This is a genomic window from Arthrobacter sp. M4 (genome assembly GCF_020251205.1).
Taxonomy (GTDB): domain Bacteria; phylum Actinomycetota; class Actinomycetes; order Actinomycetales; family Micrococcaceae; genus Arthrobacter.
The window spans coordinates 289,286-311,859 of sequence record NZ_JAIWYX010000001.1 but is presented as its reverse complement, the minus strand read 5'-3'; the positions used below and the strand labels follow the sequence as shown (position 1 = coordinate 311,859).

At 62.2% G+C, this 22,574-nt stretch carries 22 protein-coding genes and 1 tRNA gene; 19 read left to right on the top strand and 4 right to left on the bottom strand.

Annotated elements, in window-relative coordinates; genetic code table 11:
- The first annotated feature begins 6 nt into the window (after positions 1 to 6).
- The 4 genes from LD110_RS01470 to LD110_RS01455 are packed head-to-tail and all read left to right on the top strand — an operon-like array spanning position 7 to position 3,507.
- Entirely contained in the window at positions 7 to 1,347 is a 1,341-nt protein-coding gene (locus tag LD110_RS01470) for a 3-oxoacyl-ACP reductase (RefSeq protein WP_225495842.1), read from the top strand.
- Positions 1,344 to 2,264, top strand: a complete 921-nt coding sequence (locus LD110_RS01465) for a MaoC/PaaZ C-terminal domain-containing protein (protein ID WP_225495841.1) — start codon at positions 1,344 to 1,346, stop codon at positions 2,262 to 2,264. The genes LD110_RS01470 and LD110_RS01465 overlap by 4 nt, the downstream gene beginning before the upstream one ends.
- 10 nt (positions 2,265 to 2,274) lie before the next feature.
- Positions 2,275 to 3,030: an MBL fold metallo-hydrolase gene (locus LD110_RS01460; RefSeq protein ID WP_225495839.1), complete on the top strand. Its 756-nt coding sequence runs from the start codon at positions 2,275 to 2,277 to the stop codon at positions 3,028 to 3,030.
- 12 nt (positions 3,031 to 3,042) lie between these two features.
- Positions 3,043 to 3,507 (top strand): GatB/YqeY domain-containing protein, encoded by a 465-nt coding sequence (locus tag LD110_RS01455; RefSeq protein WP_225495837.1) that lies wholly within the window; start codon positions 3,043 to 3,045, stop codon positions 3,505 to 3,507.
- A 156-nt stretch (positions 3,508 to 3,663) separates the two neighbouring features.
- Here the strand turns inward: LD110_RS01455 and LD110_RS01450 are convergent.
- Positions 3,664 to 3,747: transfer RNA gene (locus tag LD110_RS01450), tRNA-Leu, on the bottom strand.
- Positions 3,748 to 4,044: 297 nt separating this feature from the next.
- Here LD110_RS01450 and LD110_RS01445 point away from each other — a divergent pair.
- Both LD110_RS01445 and LD110_RS01440 read left to right on the top strand, forming a co-directional pair.
- The gene (locus LD110_RS01445; RefSeq protein ID WP_225495835.1) at positions 4,045 to 5,349 is read left to right on the top strand and encodes a M20/M25/M40 family metallo-hydrolase; all 1,305 of its coding nucleotides are present in this window, start codon (positions 4,045 to 4,047) and stop codon (positions 5,347 to 5,349) included.
- Between the two features lie 2 nt (positions 5,350 to 5,351).
- Positions 5,352 to 6,512: an acyl-CoA dehydrogenase family protein gene (locus LD110_RS01440; protein WP_225495833.1), complete on the top strand. Its 1,161-nt coding sequence runs from the start codon at positions 5,352 to 5,354 to the stop codon at positions 6,510 to 6,512.
- Between the two features lie 45 nt (positions 6,513 to 6,557).
- Here LD110_RS01440 and LD110_RS01435 read toward each other — a convergent pair whose 3' ends face one another.
- Entirely contained in the window at positions 6,558 to 6,791 is a 234-nt protein-coding gene (locus LD110_RS01435) for a DUF5703 family protein (protein WP_225495831.1), read from the bottom strand.
- A gap of 39 nt (positions 6,792 to 6,830) precedes the next feature.
- Here LD110_RS01435 and LD110_RS01430 point away from each other — a divergent pair, with 39 nt between their 5' ends.
- Positions 6,831 to 7,097, top strand: coding sequence for a hypothetical protein (locus LD110_RS01430; RefSeq protein WP_225495829.1), 267 nt, complete (start codon positions 6,831 to 6,833; stop codon positions 7,095 to 7,097).
- Positions 7,098 to 7,160: 63 nt separating this feature from the next.
- On the opposite strand, the gene LD110_RS01425 is transcribed toward LD110_RS01430, so the two are convergent.
- Complete coding sequence (locus LD110_RS01425) at positions 7,161 to 8,114, bottom strand: aldo/keto reductase (protein ID WP_225495827.1); 954 nt, start codon at positions 8,112 to 8,114, stop codon at positions 7,161 to 7,163.
- 52 nt (positions 8,115 to 8,166) lie between these two features.
- Between LD110_RS01425 and LD110_RS01420 the strand changes: the two genes are divergently transcribed.
- The gene (locus LD110_RS01420) at positions 8,167 to 9,000 is read left to right on the top strand and encodes an undecaprenyl-diphosphate phosphatase (protein WP_225495825.1); all 834 of its coding nucleotides are present in this window, start codon (positions 8,167 to 8,169) and stop codon (positions 8,998 to 9,000) included.
- 16 nt (positions 9,001 to 9,016) lie between these two features.
- Complete coding sequence (gene mshC, locus LD110_RS01415; protein WP_225495823.1) at positions 9,017 to 10,294, top strand: cysteine--1-D-myo-inosityl 2-amino-2-deoxy-alpha-D-glucopyranoside ligase; 1,278 nt, start codon at positions 9,017 to 9,019, stop codon at positions 10,292 to 10,294.
- Positions 10,295 to 10,452: 158 nt separating this feature from the next.
- Here mshC and LD110_RS01410 read toward each other — a convergent pair whose 3' ends face one another.
- Entirely contained in the window at positions 10,453 to 11,358 is a 906-nt protein-coding gene (locus LD110_RS01410; protein ID WP_225495822.1) for a PAC2 family protein, read from the bottom strand.
- A gap of 255 nt (positions 11,359 to 11,613) precedes the next feature.
- On the opposite strand from LD110_RS01410, the gene LD110_RS01405 reads away from it, so the two are divergent.
- The 10 genes from LD110_RS01405 to LD110_RS01360 all read left to right on the top strand — a co-directional run bounded on the left by LD110_RS01405 (position 11,614) and on the right by LD110_RS01360 (position 22,556).
- The gene (locus tag LD110_RS01405; protein WP_374200298.1) at positions 11,614 to 12,309 is read left to right on the top strand and encodes an HAD family hydrolase; all 696 of its coding nucleotides are present in this window, start codon (positions 11,614 to 11,616) and stop codon (positions 12,307 to 12,309) included.
- The gene (locus LD110_RS01400) at positions 12,306 to 13,484 is read left to right on the top strand and encodes a site-2 protease family protein (protein WP_225495820.1); all 1,179 of its coding nucleotides are present in this window, start codon (positions 12,306 to 12,308) and stop codon (positions 13,482 to 13,484) included. The genes LD110_RS01405 and LD110_RS01400 overlap by 4 nt, the downstream gene beginning before the upstream one ends.
- A gap of 110 nt (positions 13,485 to 13,594) precedes the next feature.
- Positions 13,595 to 14,641 carry a tRNA (adenine-N1)-methyltransferase gene (locus LD110_RS01395; protein ID WP_225495819.1) on the top strand — a complete coding sequence of 349 codons (1,047 nt, stop codon included), beginning with the start codon at positions 13,595 to 13,597 and terminating at the stop codon, positions 14,639 to 14,641.
- A 137-nt stretch (positions 14,642 to 14,778) separates the two neighbouring features.
- Positions 14,779 to 16,584: a proteasome ATPase gene (arc, locus tag LD110_RS01390; protein WP_225495818.1), complete on the top strand. Its 1,806-nt coding sequence runs from the start codon at positions 14,779 to 14,781 to the stop codon at positions 16,582 to 16,584.
- Positions 16,585 to 16,634: 50 nt separating this feature from the next.
- Positions 16,635 to 18,254 carry a depupylase/deamidase Dop gene (gene dop, locus LD110_RS01385; RefSeq protein ID WP_225496402.1) on the top strand — a complete coding sequence of 540 codons (1,620 nt, stop codon included), beginning with the start codon at positions 16,635 to 16,637 and terminating at the stop codon, positions 18,252 to 18,254.
- A gap of 81 nt (positions 18,255 to 18,335) precedes the next feature.
- The gene (locus LD110_RS01380) at positions 18,336 to 18,536 is read left to right on the top strand and encodes a ubiquitin-like protein Pup (protein ID WP_225495817.1); all 201 of its coding nucleotides are present in this window, start codon (positions 18,336 to 18,338) and stop codon (positions 18,534 to 18,536) included.
- 73 nt (positions 18,537 to 18,609) lie between these two features.
- A complete protein-coding gene (prcB, locus tag LD110_RS01375) occupies positions 18,610 to 19,419 on the top strand; it encodes a proteasome subunit beta (protein WP_225495816.1) in 810 nt (269 codons plus the stop codon).
- A gap of 1 nt (position 19,420) precedes the next feature.
- A complete protein-coding gene (gene prcA, locus LD110_RS01370; RefSeq protein ID WP_225495815.1) occupies positions 19,421 to 20,128 on the top strand; it encodes a proteasome subunit alpha in 708 nt (235 codons plus the stop codon).
- 1 nt (position 20,129) lies between these two features.
- Complete coding sequence (pafA, locus tag LD110_RS01365; RefSeq protein WP_225495814.1) at positions 20,130 to 21,494, top strand: Pup--protein ligase; 1,365 nt, start codon at positions 20,130 to 20,132, stop codon at positions 21,492 to 21,494.
- A gap of 132 nt (positions 21,495 to 21,626) precedes the next feature.
- Positions 21,627 to 22,556: an FKBP-type peptidyl-prolyl cis-trans isomerase gene (locus LD110_RS01360; protein WP_225495813.1), complete on the top strand. Its 930-nt coding sequence runs from the start codon at positions 21,627 to 21,629 to the stop codon at positions 22,554 to 22,556.
- Positions 22,557 to 22,574 lie beyond the last annotated feature (18 nt).

Below are 22,574 nucleotides of genomic sequence, written 5' to 3'. Positions count from 1 at the left end.
GGACGAGTGACAGACAGGTACACACAATTCGTCGACCACGGAATTGGGCGGGACATCGCCAAACGGCTAGGTCTGCCACAGCCCGTGGCTCTCCGCCGCTACCAGCCGGGCGAACCGCTGGCGCCGGGACCTGTGCTGATTCAAGGCACGGGACCCGGCGCTGACGCCCTGGCTAGGGAACTGCTGGGCTGGAACGTTGATGTGCGGCGGCACGCCGAGCCCAAGGAGAAGCTGGGTGCTGTAGTACTGGTCCTAGATGACGTCGCCCACCCTTCGGAGCTTGGCCGTCCCGTTCTTGCGATGGGTGCCTCACTGCGGGACCTGGCGGCCGGAGGGCGTATTGTCACAATTTCCCGCACCGCGTCGTCGGCGGAGAGCCCCGCCGTCGCTGCCGCCAGGCAGGGTGTTGAAGGGATGCTCCGTTCCCTGGCCAGGGAACTGCGCGCAGGCGCCACGGGGAACGGCTTGCTGCTTCGTGACGGAGTGGAAACAACCAGCCCAGGTGTGCTGGCCGCCCTGCGGTTCTTCCTTTCGGGACGATCCGCTTTCGTTGACGGTCAATTCCTAACGATTTCCACTGACGACGGCGGCTTGCCGGGCAACCCGGACCGACCGCTGGACGGAAGGGTCGCCGTCGTAACCGGAGCGGCAAGGGGAATCGGGGCTGCAATCGCCAGGGTCCTCCGGCGCGACGGCGCGAAGCTGGTGCTGGTTGATGTGCCAGCTTCGGGCGACCACCTGGCTGCCATGGCCAACGAGGTGCACGGTACCGCCCTGCAGCTCGACATCACCAGCCAGGACGCCGGCGAAAGAATCATCCGGCACGCGGTCGAACGGCACGGGCGACTCGACATTATGGTGCATAACGCCGGCATCACCCGGGACAAGCTGCTGGCCAACATGGACGGCGCGAAGTGGGACTCCGTGATCGCCGTCAACATTTCTGCGCAACTCGCGATTAATGAAGTTCTGCTTCAGTCGGATCATTTCCGGGAATCCCCGCGCATTGTCTCGGTAGCGTCCACCAGCGGCATCGCAGGTAACCGCGGACAGACGAATTATTCCGCGTCAAAAGCCGGAGTGATGGGCATGGTCCGGGCAAGCGCACCACAGCTCCAGAAGATCGGCGGCGGCATTAACGCCGTGGCCCCTGGATTTATCGAGACGGATATGACTGCACGAATCCCGTTCGCCACCCGTGAAATGGCTCGGCGGCTCAATTCGCTCCAGCAGGGCGGACAGCCCGTAGACGTAGCGGAGGCTATTTCCTTCCTTGCCAGCAACGCTGCCGCGGGAATCAATGGGGAAGTGCTGCGTGTCTGTGGCCAGAACCTGGTGGGCGCATGAGCGGACAACTTGCGGAGCAGCCAATCATTCTGGGAGACGTTCCCTCCCTTTCCAAGCTGTACTTGAACGCGGCGGCCAATACGGCACGGCGGAGGATCCTGGGGGCGCACCCTGATCCCAAGCTACCTACCGGCAGCCATGAGGTGCGCGCGGTCCGGGTCGACATCGCGAAGCTGACCTCGTACCAGCACCTGCTTGGTGAAACGGCCAGCGACGTGTTGCCTGCGGGTTTCATCCACGCCCTGGCGTTCCCGGTGTCCATGAGCGTCCTTAACCGGGACGACTTCCCGTTGCCCTTGCTCGGGATGATCCACCTGAAAAACCACGTGGAGCAATTGGCACCTGTCCTGTTCACCGAAACCCTGGATATCCGTGCCTGGACGGAAAACCTAGCCGGACACCGGTCCGGCACGCAGCTGGACGTTCTGGCCGAAGTGCGTATCCATGGAACGGAGAAGGTTGTCTGGCGGGGAACCTCCACGTACCTCGCGAAGGGGGTGTTCCTTCCTGGCATAGACAAACCACTTGTCCCATCCCAGGGCACTTCCTTCACACCGCCGGTCCCGACCGGTGTCTGGGAACTGGGTCTTGATGTCGGAAGAATGTATGCCGGTGTCTCAGGGGACTTCAATCCGATACACCTCAACGCGCTTTCCGCGAGGGCGCTGGGCCTCCCGCGGTCCATCGCGCATGGGATGTATCTCGCTTCCAGGGCGTTGGCTGATGTCGGCGCTGCAAGAGGGGAAACATTTGCATGGGATGTGCAATTTGAAGCTCCAGTGTTCCTCCCGGCCCGCGTTGCCCTGGAAATCGCCACGAGCCAGGGGATGAATGGACACTGGCAACATTCGGACTATGTTGCATGGAACCCACGCAGCGGACGTCGGCATTTCAGCGGGAGCGTCACAGCCCTGTAGCTTGTGGCACGTGAAGATTAGCGAACCCCGAGAAGGGTTTTTCCTAGTTGAGGGCCCCGCATCCAATTGGATTATTGTCAGGGAAGGTGACTCCTACCTGCTCATTGATACCGGTTACCCGGCAGACACCGACGACGTCCTCAATTCGATCACTCAGCTTGGTTTGGAGCCTGCCAAGGCGGCGGCAGTTCTCATCACCCATGGCCATGTGGATCACACCGGGGGAGCGCAGCACCTTGCCGAAGCATATGGGGTACCCGTCCTCTGCAGCCCGCAGGAATTGGCCCATGTCCGCGGCGAAGTGAAGCATCAGATCACACTTGGCCAAGTTTTACTTCGAGCCTGGCGACCCCGGGCGTTCCGTTGGATGCTCCACGCCCTACGTGCGGGTGCATTGAAGGCTCGCCCCGCAGTCGCCGCCAATGCGTGGACGCCGGAGCAATTAAGGGAACTGCCCCGGTCACCCGAGGCCTTAATCCTCCCGGGCCACACTCCCGGCAACACTGTGTACCTCTTCCGTACGGCCGGGGTTATTGCGGTGGGTGACTCCTTCGTGACTGGGCATCCGATCTCTGGACGCTCAGAACCCCAAATGCTGCACTCAATGTTCCACTACGACCGCGACGGCGCCGTCAGCTCTTTGTCAATGCTCGACGGCGTTGAAGCGGACCTGATTCTGCCCGGGCATGGACCGGCACTTGCCCTCCCGCTTCGCGATGCTGTCTCCTCGCTGCAGGTGCATCATGGGAGTGTCAGGTTCTCTTGAAACGAGGTCATCATGAGCACATTAAAAGAACGGCTGCACGCTGACGTTGTCGTTCACATGAAGGACCACGATAAGGTCGCGCTCAACACCGTACGGAATGTCCTGGGCGAGATCGAGACGCGCGAGAAAGCGGGCAAGGAGCCCGTGGAGCTGAACGACGCCGAGATCACTACGATGCTCCAGAAAGAAGCCCACAAACGCCGCGAAACGGCTGCACTCTACACCGACGCCGGTGAGGCCGACCGGGCGGCAGCCGAGATCGCAGAGGCAGAGGTCATCGAAACCTACCTGCCCGAGCCCCTGTCGGCCGCCGACGTGGAAGCCATCGTGGACGGTGCGATTGCCGACATGCGGGCTGCGGGTCAGGAGCTGTCCCTCAGCCATATGTCCGCAGTCATGAAGCCGGTCAGCGAAAAGGTGGCGGGCCGTTTCGATGGGAAGGCAGTCAGCGATATCGTCCGCCAACGCCTGACATAGCCGGATGAGGCCATCCGAAGGGCGCCTCTCCTGCTGGGACCAGTTCGCCGGGACCAGAAGGAGGGGCGTCCCGTGATTTAAGACACTCTGTGATTGAAAACACGGAGGCTCGAATTCTGGGCACAAAAAAACCCCGGAATTCCGGGGTTTTCGTTGTGCGCGGAGGGGGACTTGAACCCCCACGCCCTAATCGGGCACTAGCACCTCAAGCTAGCGCGTCTGCCATTCCGCCACCCGCGCAGGTGGTTTTCGAAGCTGTGCTTTGCGCCTTTCAGCGCTTCGCTTTCCTCCGAAGCAGCGAGAAAAACTCTAACACGAACTTTCCCGAAAAAAACAATCGGGCCTTGTCAGGGCCAAAGAACCGTCCGGGAGCGTGCCTCGCCGGCCCACCATTCCCCGTCGGAACATTGTTGAGTGACGAACGGAGAAGCCGGGGGACTGACTGATGGGTAGGCTGAGGGGAGCGGCGCCGAGCCCGTCCATGAACACTATCGAGCCCGCGACCCTAAAGCCTGCGACTTGAGCTAAGGAGCCACCATGACCAGCGTGCTGCCGGAGGATGAAGTAGTCCAGATCTGCCAGGAGCTCATCCGGATCGACACGTCCAACTACGGTGACGGCTCCGGACCGGGCGAGCGGAAGGCAGCCGAGTACGCCGCCGGATTGATCACCGACGTAGGCCTCGACGTCGAAATTTTTGAATCGGAGCCCGGACGCACCAGCCTGGTAACGCGGCTCGAGGGCGAGGACCCCTCGGCCGGTGCACTGGTCGTCCACGGCCACCTTGACGTTGTACCGGCCCTCAAAGATCAGTGGTCCGTAGACCCCTTCGGCGCCGAATTGAAGGACGGACTGATCTGGGGCCGCGGGGCAGTAGACATGAAGGACATGGACGCCATGATCCTGTCCGTGATGCGGGACTTCGCCCGCACTGGACGCAAGCCCAAACGCGACCTCATCTTCGCGTTCTTCGCGGACGAGGAAGCTGGCGGCAAACACGGTGCCCGGTATGCAGTTGACCATCGTCCGGACCTGTTCGAGGGCGCTACCGAAGCAATCTCGGAAGTGGGGGGTTTCTCGGCGACCATCGGCGGACGGCGAACCTATCTCCTGCAGACGGCAGAGAAGGGACTCAACTGGCTCCACCTGGTCGCCCACGGGCGTGCCGGCCACGGCTCCCAGATCAACACGGACAACGCCGTCACGCGGCTTGCAGCCGCCGTCGCCCGCATCGGTGAATATCGCTGGCCCATTGAACTCACGCCGACCACTCGGCAGTTCCTTGACGGCGTAACAGAACTCACCGGCGTCGAATTCGACCAGGACAACCCGGACGCGCTCCTCAAGGAGTTGGGGACCGTTGCGCGTTTTGTGGGCGCCACGCTCCAGAACACCACCAACCCAACATTGTTGGCTGGCGGTTACAAGCACAACGTCATCCCCGAATCCGCGGAGGCCTTGGTGGATTGCCGCACGCTGCCCGGCCAGGCGGACCATGTGCTTGAAGTGGTCAAGGAGCTCGCCGGAAGCGGGGTTGAGGTCAGCAGCGTCCACAACGACGTATCGCTTGAAGTTGCCTTCTCCGGCAGCCTCGTGGACTCCATGGTGGACGCGCTTCATGCCGAAGATCCTGGCGCCAAGGTCCTTCCCTACACGCTGTCCGGCGGAACCGACAATAAGTCCCTGAGCCGCCTGGGTGTCACTGGGTATGGGTTCGCGCCATTGCGCCTTCCGGACGAGTTGGACTTCACCGGCATGTTCCATGGCGTCGACGAGCGCGTACCGGCCGATTCTCTCCAGTTCGGGGCGCGCGTACTCAACCGCCTGCTGAGCAGCTACTAGCCATGCTTCCCGAGGATGTCCTTCCCGATGCCCTGCTAAATCGCATTCGGGACAGGGCAGCTGGCTACGACAGCCGCAACGAGTTCTTCCACGAAGACCTCCAAGAGCTTCAAGCTGCGAAGTACCTGAAAGCATTCGTCCCGGAGTACGACGGCGGACTGGGCCTGGGGCTTGAAGCGACGGCTGGGTTGCAGCGCAGGCTCGCGACGGCTGCACCAGCCACGGCACTGGCCATCAATATGCATTTGGTATGGACGGGCGTGGCCCAGTTGCTCTCAGCCCGGGGCGACAACACGCTGGCCTTCGTGCTCGAGGAAGCCGCTGGCGATGAGATTTTCGCATTTGGTAACTCAGAGGCCGGCAATGACTCGGTGTTGTTCGACTCGACAACCACCGCAGAGCCCCTGGAGGATGGCTCCTACGCCTTCACGGGGCGCAAGATCTTTACGAGCCTTTCACCGGTGTGGACAAGGCTCGGCATCTTCGGGAAGGACGCTGGAGCCCGGGACGGAGCCGGGGAGCTCGTGCACGGCTTTATCACGCGGGATACAGCAGGCTACCGCATCCTGGATGACTGGGACGCCTTGGGTATGCGGGCCAGTCAGTCCTGCACAACTCTGCTGGAAGGCGCCGTGGTTCCGGCAGGGCGCGTGTTCCGCAAACTCCCAGTAGGCCCTAATGCCGATCCGCTCATCTTCGCGATCTTCGCGTGCTTCGAATCCTTGCTGGCCGCAGTTTACGCAGGTATCGGCCAACGTGCGCTGGAATTAGCCGTGGAAGCGGCAACCCGACGAACGTCGTTCAAGTTCGGGGGCCGCAGCTACGCACAGGATCCCGACATCCGTTGGAAGGTGGCGGACGCGGCGATGGCCATGGACGGCCTCTATCCGCACCTTGCCTCGGTGACCCGGGACGTTGATCAGTTGGTCGACCACGGGCAACACTGGTTCTCCCGCCTTGTGGGCCTCAAAGTTCGGGCCACAGAGACGGCTCGCACAGCGGTGGACCTGGCCATCCGCATTTCGGGAGGGTCAAGCTACTTCCGTGGATCGGAGCTCGAGAGGCTGTACAGGGACGTGCTTGCGGGCATTTTTCATCCATCAGACGACGAGTCGGCGCACAACACCGTGGCAACCGCCTGGCTCGGTCCGCTCGAAAGCTAAACCGCCAAACGAACAGTGCCGCACAAGGAAAAACGCGGAGCCGCGTCACGCCGTGCGTTGCACAGGCATGATTTTCCGGCGCAACCAGAATCGCCGGGCCCCGCCCATGTAAAGCCTGCTGCGTTCCAGCTCCCACTTGCCATACTCCGAGTGCTCAACCAGGCGGCGCCGAGCCTCGGGCAGGGAATCGTCAGGGCTGACTGTCAGTACAAGGTACTCGTACTGCCGCAGGTAGTCCCGTTCCCGTTCGACGGAACTCCTCAGAAATTGTTCCCTCATCGCTCTCCATTTTCGTCCTTTTCAGACTAACGTGAAGTCATGAGCATCGATCCGCGTGTCGCGCTTCAGTCTTTGACTGCCGCTTTGGAAGAGCATCTTGTTGCTGTTTCTGCCCGCCGGGGCGAAGGGGATCCAGCCGTCGAGGCGGCTTTTTTTGCCGTCGCTGACGCCTTTGAAGTGTACGAGGATTCGCTCTACGAAGCCTACTCGGAAGTTACTCCTCTCCAGGTGTTCGACGAGGAGGACGAAGAGGAAGAAAGCACCGCGCTGGATGACGAAGACGAGCTGGAGATCCTTGATCAATAGCCCGAGCCGGGCATAAAGAGCTGCACCCGTTAGGCGGGTGTAGCTCTTGCTTACGCAGCGACGTTAGCTCCGCGCGGCAGGTCCGGTACCCTCAGAGACGTCTTCGAGTGCACGCGAAATCTCCGCCGGCAAGGTGGACAGCGCGGCATCCAGGAGTTCCTTAAGCTGCACAGGCATCCGTGGGCCCACAACCGCCGTCGCAACGGCCGGCTGGGCCAGCAACCACGAAAGGGCCACGTCAAGAGGTTGCCGGCCGAGTCCGCGGGCGGCCATTGCAACTGCCTCAACCACTCGTGACGAACCGGGCTCCAGGTAGGGTTCCACGTACGCGCTCAACCGCCCGCGGCCCGCGCGCGATTCAGCTGGTATTTGGCCCCTATACTTGCCGCTCAGCACGCCACGTCCCAACGGACCCCACGCCATCAGGCCCAGGCCCGCGTCTTCAATGGCCGGTACCAATTCCTGCTCCGGCCTCCGGTTCAGCAGCGAATACTCGGACTGGTTGGCCACCAGCGTGACGCCGGCAACAGCTGCTGCCTTGGCTGTCTGCCAGCCGTTGTAGTTAGAGACACCCACATAGCGGGAGCGACCGGAACTCACAGCGAACTCAAGAGCGGACAGTGTTTCCTCCAAGGGCACGTTTCCGTCCCACGCTTGGGCGAACCAGATGTCAACGTAATCCGTGCCGAGCCGCGCCAGGCTGGCGTCGAGTCCGGAAAGCAGCGCACCCCGGGACGCGTCCACCCGGTTCCTCCGATCAGCAGGAGTCAGGCCCGCTTTGGTGGCGATCACCACCTCGGAACGGGCGACGACGTCTCCCAACAGCGTGCCCAGCATTGCCTCGGACTGGCCGTCCGCATATGACGACGCTGTGTCCACAAGGGTGCCGCCGGCGTCAACGAACGTGCGTAGCAGTTCTGCTGCATCCTGCTCATCGGTCTCATGGGCCCAGGACATGGTCCCGAGCGACAATGCGGATACCCGGAATCCGCTGTTGCCAACGTAACGCTGCTGCATAGCAGCTAGCTTACGGGCAGTTGCACGGGTTCATGACGTAGGGTCTATTCACGTGAACTGGATTGAAGCAGCCCTGCTCGGACTGGTGCAGGGCCTCACCGAATTTCTCCCGATTTCCTCGAGCGCCCACCTGCGCATCGTCGGCGAATTCATGCCTAACGCCGCAGACCCTGGGGCCGCCTTCACGGCGATAACGCAGCTTGGGACTGAGACCGCAGTGATTGTGTTCTTTTGGCGCGACATCGTCAGGATCATCCGGGCGTGGTTCGGTTCGTTGCGGGGCACGGTACCGCGCAACGATCCTGATGCCCGCATGGGCTGGCTGGTCATCCTGGGCAGCCTGCCGATCGTTGTGCTGGGTTTGTTGTTCCAGGACCAAATTGAGTCGGTGTTGCGCAGCATGTGGCTCGTCGCGACGATGCTTATTGTGTTCGGCCTCATCCTTGCCGTTGCAGACGCCATCGGCAGGCAGCAACGGGACCTGACCGACCTCAGTTACAAACATGGCATCCTGTACGGCCTGGCGCAGGCCATGGCCCTAATTCCCGGCGTTTCGCGCTCCGGCGGCACCATCACTGCCGGACTCTTTATGGCCTACACCCGTGAGGCAGCTGCCCGGTACTCGTTCCTCCTGGCAATCCCTGCCGTCTTCGGCAGCGGGCTTTACCAGCTGTACAAAGTGCTGGCGAAAGATGGCATTGGCGGCCCCTTCGGACTGCCGGAAACCGCATTGGCCACGGTTATCGCCTTCGTGGTCGGGTACGTCATCATTGGCTGGTTCCTCAAGTTCGTTTCCACCCGAAGTTACCGACTGTTTGTCTGGTACCGGATCCTTTTGGGGCTGGGCCTTTATCTGTTGCTTGGTTTCAATGTCATCAGCGCCTAGCACTATGGTGGAGGCTGTGAAATCGTGGACTTCCCGCCCTGTTCCCCAGCTTCCCGGCAAAATGTCCGGCCTGAGCCTCTTCGACACAGTGCGGGGTAAGGCGGCGACCATCGAGGGCCGGGCGGTTCAGTCGATGTACGTCTGCGGGATCACGCCGTATGACGCCACGCACATGGGGCACGCTGCAAGCTATGTGGCCTTTGATCTCCTCAACAGGGCCTGGAGGGATTCGGGGCAAACCGTCGAGTATGTCCAGAACGTGACAGACGTCGACGATCCGTTGCTTGAACGGGCGACGGCGACGGGCGTGGACTGGCGTGACCTCGCCGCCAGCCAGGTTCAGTTGTTTAGGGATGACATGACGGCCCTGAATGTCCTGCCACCCGATCATTACATCGGGGCAGTCGAGGCCATCCCGGACATTGTGCCTGCCGTTGAGAAGCTCCTGGCGGAGGGCCTGGCCTATCGCGTGGCGGGAACCGAGGGCGAACCGGACGGCGACGTGTACTACGACGTCGAAGCGGCCGGCAAGGCTTCCGGTGCCCCCGGCGCTTGGGCTTTGGGCGATGTCTCGGGCCTTGGAGAGACCGAGATGCTGGAACTTTTTGCCGAACGGGGAGGCGATCCAGGACGGCCGGGCAAGCGCCAGGCCCTTGACCCCCTCCTGTGGCGCGTAGCCCGGGAGGGCGAGCCGAGCTGGCCGGGAGCCAGCCTTGGCGACGGCCGGCCGGGCTGGCACATCGAATGCACTGTGATCGCCCAGAAGTACCTACCGGCACCGTTCACGGTCCAAGGCGGGGGATCGGACCTGGTCTTCCCACACCATGAAATGGGTGCCGGCCACGCCTATTCCTTGTCCGGCGTGCCCCTGGCGGAGCACTTCGCCCACGCCGGCATGGTTGGCCTGGACGGCGAAAAGATGAGCAAGTCCAAGGGAAACCTGGTCCTCGTTTCCACGTTGCGTGCGGCCGGCGAAGAACCCTCGGCGATCAGGCTGGCCATTCTGGCCAACCACTACAGGTCTGACTGGTCTTGGACTGATGAAGCCTTCATCGAGGCCAAACAGCGCCTTGAAGCGTGGCGCGCGGCAGTCAGCAATGCTCGCGAAGGCTCGGCTTTGCCGCTCCTCGACGCCATGCGGCGTGAGCTTGCGGACGACCTCAACGCACCCGGCGCGCTTGCCGCCGTCGACCGCTGGGCCACGGAAACTGAATCCTTTTCGGGGCCGGTCTCGACGGCGGATCGCGCTTTGGTGGCGGACGCCATCAACGCGCTGCTCGGCGTCGAACTTTAAACGCGCACGGTGACCCCTCCCGGCCGCTCCTGCGGCTGACGGTCACAACGTCACGAAGGCCCGGGCGGGAATCGGAAGTGGTCCAATTCCCGCCCGGGCCTTCTGCTTGCAAGTGCTCCGGGTTTCCCTCCGGACTGGCGGAAAGAAAGAGTTCGGCGCTAGGGCTTCTCCTTGCCTCGACGCTTGAGGTACCGCTCAAATTCCCGCGCGATCGATTCGCCGCTCGCTTCGGGGAGATCTGCCGTGTCCTTGGCTTCTTCCAGTTGCCTGACGTACGCGGCGATCTCCGGATCTTCCGTGGCGAGCTCATTGACCCCGCGTTCCCAGGCGTCCGCTTCCTCGGCCAGGGCATGGGTGTCCAGGGGAACCTGCAGGAGATCCTCGATCCGATGCAGGATGGCAAGCTGGGCTTTGGGTGAAGGAGCCTGGGCTACATAGTGGGGGACGGCGGCCCAGAGGGAGATCGTGGGAAGCCCTGCAAGCATGGCTACTTCGGCGAGCACACCGACGATGCCCACGGGCCCCTCGTACTGCGGCGCCTCAATATTTAGGCGCTCCCGCAGGCTGCTGTCCTCGGTGGTGGCACTCACGGGGATAGGCCGGCTGTGCGGAACATCTGCGAGCAAGGCGCCCACAAGAACCACGTAATCGACCTTCATGGCTTCCGCGTGGACAAGCAATTCTGCCGTGTAGGCACGCCACTTGTACGAGGGTTCCGTGCCAAGCATAAAAACGATGTCCACATTGGAGTCGGGGACACTTGCGTGGTAGATGCGCGTCGAGGGCCACTTGATTTTGCGCACGCCCGCCGATGTCCTCCGCACCGTGGGGCGCGTGAACTGGAAATCGTAGTATTCGTCGGCATCCACGGACGCCACTTTTTTGCCATTCCAGACTTTATTCAAGTAGTGCAACGCGTCACTGGCAGCCTCGCCGGCGTCATTCCAGCCCTCGAAGGCGGCCAGCATCACGGTGATCCGCTTCCCTTCGGACACCGGAAGCAAAAACCGCTCCGGCTCGCTCACGCTGTCCTGTCCGTCTGGTGCTCCGTCCAAGCTGTTCATTCCCTCACCCTACGTCCAAGAGTGCGCCTGTTGCAGTGCATTAAGCGTGCCGCGACGCTGTTTCTGCTGCGATGGGGCGGCCAGCAGTCGCGGGGCTGCAGAGCTGCCGCCGCTGACGGCGTCGAGGTCGGGATTCGCCAAGGGCGTAGCCGGTCCAGGCCGCTCCGACGTTCAACGTAGACTGGAAAGCATGCATCCTCTTCCCGGACTGTCCGCAATTAAGGCCTCACCGTGCTGAAGGCCGTGCTGTGGGATATGGATGGAACGTTGGTGGACACCGAGCCGTACTGGATTGCCGCAGAGCACGAATTGGTGACCGCCCACGGCGGAACATGGTCGCATACACAGGCCATGCAACTGGTTGGCCAGGCACTGACATATTCGGCAGGCCTGCTGCAAGACGCCGGTGTCCGCATGAGCCGTCGGGAAATCATCGATACGCTGAGCGCAGAGGTCATCCGCAGGATACGCGTTGAGGTACCGTGGCGGCCCGGCGCCCGCGAGCTACTTGATGAACTGCACTCCGCCGGAGTGCGGTGCGCGCTTGTCACGATGTCCGAAGGCCCGTTGGCGCGCGAGGTGGTAGCCAGCCTGCCCAAGCCATATTTCGAATTCCTGCTCACTGGTGACACAGTCAGCCAGGGCAAACCCCACCCGGAAGCGTACTTGACCGCCCTGGAACGCCTGAGGGAAACCGAACCGAACATCGGCGTCGGGCATTGCGTTGCCCTGGAAGATTCAATCCCCGGCGTTACTGCCGCCCTCGGCTCGGGTGTGATCACCGTAGGCATCCCGCATCAAACCCCGCTTCCCGACGACGAGCGGCGGGAAACCTGGGCAACGCTGGCCGGGAAGACTGTGGCCGATCTCGAAGAACTTGTGGTCCGGCGCGAACTCATCGAAACCGAAGAGGATCTGAACGGTGAGTCCCTGCTCGAAGGCGCGCAGTGACTGACGCACCGCCCCGCCACCGCGGACTAGGTCCCCTCGGCAGCCGTAAAGAAGGCATACCGCTGGGCCGCATCGCCGGGATACCCGTCTATCTGGCGTACTCATGGTTTGTCATCGCGGGCTTCACAGTGCTGGCGGTCGGGCCGGCACTTCAGCTGCAGAACAGGTCACTGGGGTTCAGCGCCTATCTGGTGGCGTTCGCCTACGCCCTGCTCCTGGCAGTTTCCGTGCTGGTCCACGAGCTGGCTCACGCACTCAGCGCCAAGGCCTTCGGCTGGCCTACCGAGAAGATCGTCCTGAATCTTTGGGGCGGCCACACACAGTTTGAGAGCTTCGTTGCATCGCCAGGGCGTTCAGTAGTGGTCGCCATGGCCGGTCCTGCGGCCAACTTCGCCCTCTCGGGGGCAACCTGGCTGCTAATCTCCGCCGATGTGCTCAGCGGGGTGGCCGACATGCTGGTAAACATCTTTATGTGGGCCAACTTCCTCATAGCCATCTTCAATGTTCTCCCGGGATTGCCGCTTGATGGCGGACGCCTCATCGAATCAGCTGTGTGGAAAGCCACGGGGAGTCAGGATAAAGGCACTATTGCGGCCGGGTGGGCTGGCCGGGTCATCGTTGTAGGGCTGGTGTTCTGGTTCCTCGTCCGCCCGTTCCTGCAAGGTCTCCGGCCGGACACCAGCCAAATGATTATCACGGTCCTGGTCTGTGGTTTCCTCTGGATGGGGGCAACAGCCGCAATCCGACAAGGACAGATGCGAAGCCGGCTGCCGCGTGTTAACGCCGCCGAGCTTGCAGAACCTGCTGTGGGTGTCCCGGAAACAGCCACAGTCGCCGAGATCTACCCCCTTGCCGGGCCGGAAGGGCCCGCGATTGTGTTGACTTCAGTTGCCGACGGACGGCCTGTCGGCGTCGTGGACCCCGAGGCCCTCCGCCGTGTTCCACCGGCCCAGGCCGCGGGCCTGCCGATTACCACGGTCGCCCATCGGCTGGAGGCCGGAGCCTACGTTCCGCAAACAGCCCATGGTCAGGAACTGATTCAGTACCTGGCCAAGCTCACCGGCGGAGAATACGCCGTGATCGACGACGCCGGAACGGTCACCGGGCTCCTTCGGCAATACGCCGTGGTGATGGCCATAACGGGCAAAGACCGACGGGATAACGGGACCCGCTGACTTCCGAGCCGGTAGAGTTACCTGCCGGTCGAGATTTTTTCCGGGCCTGGGCTGTGCGGCCAAAGACCGCATCCGGAACACAAACGCACACAGGAGCGAGGACATACCCCATGAGCAGCGAGACCGCCGCCAACGAGAAGACCCCTGCGATTGCTGCAGCGCAGCCCGCGGGCGCCGCACGCCGCCGGGGGCCTTTCCGAGTTGGTGAGCGGGTCCAGTTGACGGACGAGCGTGGCCGTATGAACACGATCACCCTCGAGGAGGGCGGGGCATTCCACACCCACCGCGGTTTCCTCAACCATGACGCCATCATCGGACAGGCTGACGGTTCCGTGGTGACCAACAACATTGGACAGCAGTACCAGACTCTCCGGCCGCTGCTCTCCGACTTCGTTCTCTCCATGCCGCGTGGCGCCGCAGTTGTCTACCCCAAGGACGCAGGCCAAATTGTCACCATGGCCGATATTTTTCCGGGGGCACGCGTTGTTGAAGCCGGTGTGGGATCCGGCGCGTTGTCCATTTCGCTCCTGCGCGCGGTAGGGGACAACGGTTACCTCCACTCCTTTGAACGCCGCCAGGAGTTCGCCGACATAGCCCGCGGAAACGTCGAAACCATCTTTGGCGGGGCCCATCCGGCCTGGAAGATTTCATTGGGAGATTTCCAGGAAGAAGTGGTGCGGGCCGAAGAACCTGGTTCCATCGACAGGGTGGTGCTCGACATGCTTGCCCCGTGGGAGTGTCTGGACGCAGTCGCCACGGTACTGGCTCCGGGCGGCGTCTGGATCAACTACGTGGCCACCGTCACCCAACTGTCCCGAACCGCCGAGGCGATCCGAGCCGACGGGCGATTCACCGAACCCGACGCCTGGGAGTCGATGGTTCGCGGATGGCATCTGGAAGGCCTGGCTGTCCGGCCGGACCACAGGATGGTGGCGCACACCGGTTTCCTCCTCGTAACCCGCCGACTCGCCGAGGGTGTCACCGGGATCTCCGTCAAGCGACGTCCCTCCAAGACAGAGTTCAGCGAAGAAGACCTCAACGCGTGGACACCGAGCGCTGTGGGAGAGCGGGCTGTGTCCGACAAGAAGCTTCGTCGTGCTGCACGTGACGCAATCGCGGGCACCAACGTGAAGGACGACGCACCCGACACCCCTTAAGTTGTTGCTCGGGAACAGCTTTTCGGTCACATTCGTTGCAAAGATCACAAACTAATTTGGATTGCGGATGTCACCATCGGTGCATAGCGTTTCGGGACTAAGGTCTTAATAGGAGCGCAGAAAGGGGCTGATGCATCGTGGATACGTCGAACAACAACGACTTCGGCAGGCCAACCTCGGAAGAGCCAAACCCAGCTGGAGACCGCTCGCTAGAGCGTGCCGCCCTTCAATCCTCCAGTGGGGAAGCGGAAGTGAGCGTAGCCGAGCGCCAGATCAACATCCTTCGCGACAAGCTTCGCCACATTGACCGCCAACTGGCGGCTGCCACCCAAAACAACACCAAACTTGTGTCCATGCTGGAAACAGCAAAGGCAGAGATTCTCAGGCTGAAGGCTGCCCTTGAACAGGAAGGACAGCCGCCCTACAGCTTTGGCACCGTCCTGCAGCTAAATCCCCGTCGCCAACCGACGGCCGGGAATTCGGGAATGGCGGCCACCGAAGAGTCTGTGGACATCTTCAACGCCGGACGGAAGATGCGGGTGGGCCTCAGCCCCCTCGTCAACATGAACCAACTGACCGTAGGCCAGGAAGTCCTGCTGAACGAAGCGCTTCTGGTTGTCGCCGGCCTTGGGTACGAACGTGCCGGTGAACTGGTCACCCTCAAGGAACTGCTGGGCGCGGACCGGGCCCTCGTTGTGGGGCGTGCAGACGAGGAACGTGTGGTCCGTTTGTCCGGTGCCCTGCAGAGGCAGGCCCTGAGGGTTGGCGACGCACTGTCAATCGATACCAGGACAGGCTACGCACTTGAGAAGGTTCCCCGCGCGGAGGTTGAGAATCTGGTGCTTGAGGAAGTACCGGACATCACCTATGAGGACATCGGTGGTTTGGGGCCGCAGATTGAGCAGATCCGCGACGCCGTTGAACTTCCCTTCCTGCACCCCGATCTATACCGTGAGCACGGCCTCAAGGCCCCCAAAGGCATCCTGCTCTATGGCCCTCCCGGCTGCGGTAAGACATTGATCGCCAAGGCAGTGGCCAACTCCCTGGCGGCGCGCGCCTCCGAGCGCGCCGGCAACACAGACCTCAAGAGCTATTTCCTCAATATCAAGGGACCTGAGCTTCTCGACAAGTACGTTGGCGAGACTGAACGGCACATCCGCCTGATCTTCTCGCGTGCACGGGAGAAGGCATCGGACGGCAGCCCCGTAGTGGTCTTTTTCGACGAGATGGACTCCCTCTTCCGTACGCGCGGCACTGGCGTATCCTCCGACGTCGAGACGACGATCGTCCCGCAGCTCCTGAGCGAGATCGACGGCGTGGAGCGGCTGGACAACGTCATAGTGATCGGTGCCTCCAACCGGGAGGACATGATCGATCCTGCAATCCTGCGCCCGGGCCGCCTCGACGTGAAGGTCAAAATCCACCGCCCGGACGCGGAAGCGGCGGCAGACATCTTCAGCAAATACATCACCACGGATCTGCCGTTCCACCAGAGTGACCTCTCCGAACACGGCGGTGACGTACAAGCAACGGTTGATGCCATGATCCAGCGCACGGTCGAGGCAATGTACTCCACGGACAAGTCCAACGAGTATCTCGAAGTCACCTACGCCAACGGCGACACTGAGATGCTGTATTTCAAGGACTTCAATTCCGGCGCGGTTGTCCAAAACGTAGTTGATCGGGCCAAGAAGTATGCCATCAAGGATCTACTGACAACAGGGCAAAAGGGCCTGCGAATCGACCACCTGCTGCGTGCAGTGGTAGACGAGTTCCGGGAACACGAGGACATGCCCAACACCACTAACCCGGATGACTGGGCACGCATCTCCGGTAAGAAAGGCGAACGCATCACTTACATCCGCACCATCGTCCAGGGCAAGGCAGGCCAGGAGCCCGGGAAGTCGATCGAGACCACTCCCAACACAGGCCAGTACCTGTGACGGCCCGGGCCGAAGGCGTCCCACCGGAGGGGCTTCCGGTGGGCGGTGCCATGCGCGTCATGGGATCCGAAACCGAGTATGGCATCCATGCTCCTTCCGCGCCCGGCGCGAACGCCACCATGATGTCGGCCCGGATTATCCAGGCCTACGCCCAGCTGACCCGACAGAGGGCCGCGGGTGGTGCGGAAACGCGCTGGGACTACACGGACGAGGAACCGTTGCACGATGCCCGCGGCTGGACTTTGGAGCGGGCAGCCGCCGATCCAAGCCAATTGACCGACCAGCCGCCGGTACTGGATGCAGAAGCGGTCGCCTTGGCCTACGGCCGCCGTGAATTGGAAGCCGACGGCGCGGACGAGTCGGGGTCGCTCCTGATGAACATGGTCTTGGGCAATGGTGCACGCCTGTACGTGGACCACGCCCACCCGGAATATTCCAGCCCCGAGGTCACCAACCCCAGGGACGCCGTGAAATGGGATGCGGCCGGCGATCTGGTGGCCTTGGCCACTGTTCGCAAGGTTGCCGCGGACCAGGATCTTCCGCCGATCAATCTGTACAAGAACAATACGGACAACAAATCCGTGTCCTACGGTTCGCACGAGAACTACCTGATGCCTCGGTCGGTCCCTTTCGGCGACATCATCAAGGGCCTTACGCCGTTCTTCGTGACGCGGCAGATCATGTGTGGTTCCGGTCGTGTGGGACTTGGCCAGGACAGCTCGCGTCCCGGCTACCAGATAAGCCAGCGCGCCGACTTCTTCGAGGCGGAGGTGGGGCTGGAAACCACCATCCGGCGGCCCATCATCAACACCAGGGACGAGCCCCACGCCACAGCGGACAAGTACCGGCGCCTGCACGTCATCATCGGTGATGCCAACCTGAGCCAAGTGGCTAACTACCTCAAGTTCGGCAGCACGGCCATGGTCCTTGGTCTCATTGAGTCTGGCCAGGCTCCCAAGCTCGAGGTACACGAACCGGTGGCGGCGCTCCAGGCAGTCAGCCACGACACCGAACTGACAGGGACTCTTCGCCTGGTGGACGGACGCCGGGTTTCAGCGCTGGACATCCAATGGATGTACTACGAGGCCGCCGCCAAGCGCGCCCAAGAGACTGGCGTTTCCGACGCCGTTACGGGTGACGGGCACACGCACGACGTGCTTGCCAAGTGGGAGTCCACGCTCACGGCACTGGGCTCCGATATCAATTCGGCTGCATCAACTGTCGAATGGCTTGCGAAGCTGTCACTGCTGGACGGGTACAGGCAACGGGACGGCCTTGCCTGGGGGGATGCCCGCCTTGGCCTTGTCGACCTGCAGTGGGCGGACATCAGGCCCGAAAAGGGGCTCTACTATCGGCTGCTGGCCAGGAACCGCATGCAAAGAATCCTCGACGACGGCGCTATCGCCGCGGCGGTGACCGCACCGCCGTCGGACACGCGAGCCTACTTCCGGGGTCGTTGCGTCACCTCCTTCGGCAAGGACGTCGTGGGGGCCAGCTGGGACTCGGTCATCTTCGACGTCCCCGGCTTCGGCAAGCTCCAAAGAGTCCCCACGCGGGAACCTCTTAAAGGCACGGAAAAGCTCACCGGGGCGCTGTTCGGCAGGCACCAGGACGCGGGGTCTTTCCTCTCCGAACTGCTTGGATTGAACACCGCTCCACCTGCGGCTTAAAGCCCCCCATCCGGGCCTCCGGCGTGGCACTATGGCTTTACAGTTAGTCTCCTGCGGGGGACGCACAGAATGGAGAAAGAAATGGCAGGCCAGGAGCAGCAGCAACCCCAGGCGCGCGAAGTGGTTGAAGAGGACATCCCTGAGGCCCCGCCCGCAGCGCCCGAAGCGCAGGCGTCCGAAGCTACCCAGGGCGTGGACGACCTCCTGGACGAGATTGACGGCGTCCTTGAATCCAACGCCGAAGAATTCGTCCGCGCGTTTGTGCAGAAGGGCGGCCAGTAAGCCAGCGCCGCCCCGCCAGATGCACCCGCGGCAGCCCCGCGGATGCTTGAACCAGCGTCGAAGGAGTGCAGTAGTGCAGGAACACACAGCCAGCCGGATCGCGGCCTACGCAACGTCGTCCTTTACCGAACACCTTCAACGCGAAAGGCCCGATCTGCTGCCGTATAACCGCGTGCTGCCCGCCGGCGAGCTGCCTCCTGTCCCGCACGCTACAACCATCGTTGCCCTCACCTACGCCGGCGGCGTCCTGATGGCGGGGGACCGGCGTGCCACGATGGGCAACCTCATCGCCAGCAGGCACATCGAAAAGGTGTTTCCGGCCGACCAATACTCCGTCCTCGGCATTGCCGGGACCGCGGGACTCGCGATTGACATCACCAGGCTCTTCCAGGTGGAGCTGGAGCACTACGAGAAAATCGAGGGCACCCACTTGAGCCTTGACGGCAAGGCGAACAGGCTGGGGGCGATGATCCGCGCCAACCTCCCTATGGCCTTGCAAGGCCTGGCAGTCATCCCGCTGTTCGCCGGCTTTGACGCGGTGACAGGCGTGGGCCGCTTATTTTCCTTCGACGTGACGGGTGGCCGGTACGAAGAGCAGGAACACCACTCGGTTGGCTCAGGTTCCGTTTTTGCCCGCGGCGCACTCAAGAAACTTTGGCGGCCAAACCTTGACGAGGACACCGCCGTGAGCGTGGCGGTTGAGTCTTTGTACGATGCCGCTGACGACGATTCCGCAACAGGTGGTCCGGACCCCGTTCGCCAACTTTGGCCCGTTGTCTACACAGTCAACCGGGCTGGCGCCCGGCGGATCCCGGAGCGCGAGCTCGCACAAATCGCCGGCGCCATTGTTGAGACGCGTGCCATCGCCGGACGGGAGGCCTGACATGGTGCAGCAGTTCTATGTTTCTCCCGAGCAGTTGATGAAGGATCGGGCGGACTTTGCCCGGAAAGGCATCGCGCGCGGACGCTCGGTTGTTGTCGTGAGCTGCGCCCACGGCATCGCACTGGTAGCCGAGAACCCGTCGCCCTCGCTGCACAAAATCGGCGAAATCTACGACAAGATCGGTTTTGCGGCAGTTGGAAAGTACAACGAGTTCGAAAGCCTTCGGCAGGCCGGTGTGCGGTATGCCGACGTACGTGGCTACTCATACGACCGGGAGGACGTCACGGCGCGCGGACTGGCCAGCGTTTACGCCCAGAGCCTCGGTGCCGTGTTCACCGCCGAACAGAAACCCTTTGAGGTGGAACTCGCCGTCGCGGAAGTGGGCCGTAACCAGGCACAGGACCATCTGTACCGGCTGACTTTCGACGGCTCGATTGCCGACGAGGACGGATTCGTGGCCATGGGTGGCCAGGCTGAACGCGTCTCCGAAGTGATCGCAGCTGAATGGAACGCGGATATGGGACTCGGAGGTGCCCTTCGGCTCTCCCTCAAAGCGTTGGCAGCGGACAAGGACGTTGACATGCTGCAGCCTTCGGCCGTTGAGGCGGCTGTTTTGGAACGTGAATCGGAGAGCAGCCGCGGGGCCCGGCGGGCCTTCAGGCGACTCGGTGCCGAGGAAATCACCCAGTTAATGGCAGCGGAGGGCTGAGATGGACAAAAGAATTTTCGGTGTCGAGACCGAGTTTGGCATCTCGTATTCGAGCCCTGATTCGAGGCCGCTCGCACCTGAAGAGGTTGCGCGCTACTTGTTCCGGAAGGTTGTCAGCTGGGGCCGGTCGTCAAACGTCTTCCTGACCAACGGCTCCCGGCTGTATTTGGACGTCGGTTCTCATCCGGAGTACGCAACGGCCGAGTGCGATGACCTGGCCCAGCTGATCGCCCACGACCGTGCAGGCGAATTGATACTGGATGACCTCGTGGACGAGGCGCAGTCCAGGCTTTCCGCCGAGGGCTTTAACGGCACGGTGTACCTCTTCAAGAACAACACCGATTCCGCAGGCAACTCCTACGGCAGTCACGAGAACTACCTGATTCCGCGCAAGGGTGAATTCTCGCGGCTTGCCGAGATCCTGATTCCCTTCCTGGTGACCCGGCAGTTGATCGCCGGGGCAGGAAAGATCCTCAAGACTCCGCATGGGGCCACGTATGCCTTCTCGCAGCGGGCAGACCACATATGGGAGGGCGTTTCCTCTGCCACCACGCGGTCCCGCCCCATCATCAACACAAGGGACGAGCCCCATGCTGATGCTGAGTTCTACCGGCGGCTGCACGTCATTGTTGGCGACTCCAACATGTCCGAAACAACAGCCCTGCTGAAGGTGGGAACCGTTGACCTCATCCTTCGGATGATTGAGGCCGGTGTGATCATGCGCGATATGCGGATGGAGAACCCGATCCGAAGCATCCGGGAAATATCCCACGACCTAACTGGACGGGCTTTGGTGCGCCTCGCAAACGGGCGGCAGTTGACAGCCCTCGAGATCCAGCGCGAATACTTTGCCAAGGTGTCAGAGTTCGTTGCGGCGAACGGCGCCCACAACCCCCATGTCCCCTTGATCCTGGACCTTTGGGGCAGGACGCTCGACGCCATCGACACCGGAGACACCAGCAAGATCGACACCGAGATCGACTGGGCAATCAAAAAGAAGCTCATGGATTCGTACCGGCGCCGCCACGACATCGGCCTCGATTCGCCGCGGATCGCGCAGTTGGACCTGACCTACCATGACATTTCGCGGCAGCGCGGGCTCTACTTCCTGTTGCAATCCCGTGGTGCCGTCCGTCGCATTGTCACGGAAACGGAAATCAAGGATGCCGTGGACGCACCGCCGCAGACCACGCGCGCGAAGCTCCGCGGAGACTTTGTCCGCCGCGCCCAGGAGCTGGGCCGGGACTACACAGTTGACTGGGTGCACCTCAAACTCAATGACCGCGCGCACCAGACGATCCTTTGCAAGGATCCATTCCGTAGTGTGGACGACCGTGTGGATGCGCTGCTTGACTCTATGAGCTGACTCCCAGCTTGGCGGGTTATCCTGAGTGGGGCCGTTTTTGCGGCCCCAAAAATACCGTCGCGCGCCGGCCCCGGTTGCAAGTCCCCGGACCACGCGGCGAGGCCCCTGCCCCCCACGAAAGTTCATTGTTACGTGCGCCGAATACTTGCCATACTCCTCCCGAGCCTGTTGCTCCTTACCGCGTGTGGTGGCACCTCGGCCGCCCCGGAACCCACCAGCCAGTCTGCGGGGGATATTTCAAAGCTTGACTCCCTGAAGGTCACGGACAACGGGGACAAGAAGGCTCCGGGCGTCGAATTCTCGAAGCCGCTGGACGTATCCAAACCGACCATCAAGGTTGTCACTGAAGGCAGCGGCGATCGCGTCAAGGAAAACCAGATCGCCGACTATTCCTACGTCGCGTTTGACGGCAAGGAAGGGAAAACGCTCGAGGACACGTTCCCGAACGATCCCCAGCCGCTCGAACTGAATGAGGAACTCAAGACCGGCGGCGCGGAACTGTACAACGCCATCGTCGGTGCCAAGGTTGGCTCCATGGTCGCGCTGGCAATTCCCGGGAAGGCCGCCGCAAACGGATCACAGGCACAACCGACCCAGGTTGTTGTTATCAAGCTGCTCTCTGCCAAGGACGCACCCAAGGCGCTCGACAAGCCCGAAGGTGATGCCGTCACGCCTCCCGCCGGCCTGCCCACGGTCAAGGAGAACGACAAAGGTATTCCGGAGATCTCCGTTGATGGCGTGGCAGCCCCGAAGGAGTTGATTGCCCGGGACCTCATCAAGGGTAAGGGAGCCACTGTCAAGGAATCGGATACGCTGACTGTGAACTACGTGGGCGTAAACCTTGTTGGCGGCAAGAAATTCGACTCCAGCTACGACAGGGGGCAGAAGGCCTCCTTCCCGCTTACCGGCGTCATCAAGGGCTGGACCAAGGGCCTCGCGGGCAAGACCGTTGGATCCCGCGTCCTGCTGGTCATTCCAAAGGACCTTGCCTACGGCGATGGCGGCCAGGGCGAGGCTAAGGGTGACCTCGTGTTTGTCGTCGATATCCTCGGCACCAAGTAGTCGTTAAGATCCCATCAC

Bases quoted from the DNA above. Each gene is read 5' to 3' on its own strand.
- LD110_RS01380 (WP_225495817.1), top strand. From the start codon at position 18,336: ATGGCAGGCCAGGAGCAGCAGCAACCCCAGGCGCGCGAAGTGGTTGAA.
- pafA (WP_225495814.1), top strand. From the start codon at position 20,130: ATGGACAAAAGAATTTTCGGTGTCGAGACCGAGTTTGGCATCTCGTAT.
- LD110_RS01430 (WP_225495829.1), top strand. From the start codon at position 6,831: ATGAGCATCGATCCGCGTGTCGCGCTTCAGTCTTTGACTGCCGCTTTG.
- LD110_RS01435 (WP_225495831.1), bottom strand. From the start codon at position 6,791: ATGAGGGAACAATTTCTGAGGAGTTCCGTCGAACGGGAACGGGACTAC.
- LD110_RS01425 (WP_225495827.1), bottom strand. From the start codon at position 8,114: ATGCAGCAGCGTTACGTTGGCAACAGCGGATTCCGGGTATCCGCATTG.
- LD110_RS01465 (WP_225495841.1), top strand. From the start codon at position 1,344: ATGAGCGGACAACTTGCGGAGCAGCCAATCATTCTGGGAGACGTTCCC.
- LD110_RS01445 (WP_225495835.1), top strand. From the start codon at position 4,045: ATGACCAGCGTGCTGCCGGAGGATGAAGTAGTCCAGATCTGCCAGGAG.
- dop (WP_225496402.1), top strand. From the start codon at position 16,635: ATGCGCGTCATGGGATCCGAAACCGAGTATGGCATCCATGCTCCTTCC.
- LD110_RS01410 (WP_225495822.1), bottom strand. From the start codon at position 11,358: ATGAACAGCTTGGACGGAGCACCAGACGGACAGGACAGCGTGAGCGAG.
- LD110_RS01395 (WP_225495819.1), top strand. From the start codon at position 13,595: ATGAGCAGCGAGACCGCCGCCAACGAGAAGACCCCTGCGATTGCTGCA.
- prcA (WP_225495815.1), top strand. From the start codon at position 19,421: ATGGTGCAGCAGTTCTATGTTTCTCCCGAGCAGTTGATGAAGGATCGG.
- LD110_RS01405 (WP_374200298.1), top strand. From the start codon at position 11,614: ATGGATGGAACGTTGGTGGACACCGAGCCGTACTGGATTGCCGCAGAG.
- LD110_RS01455 (WP_225495837.1), top strand. From the start codon at position 3,043: ATGAGCACATTAAAAGAACGGCTGCACGCTGACGTTGTCGTTCACATG.
- LD110_RS01440 (WP_225495833.1), top strand. From the start codon at position 5,352: ATGCTTCCCGAGGATGTCCTTCCCGATGCCCTGCTAAATCGCATTCGG.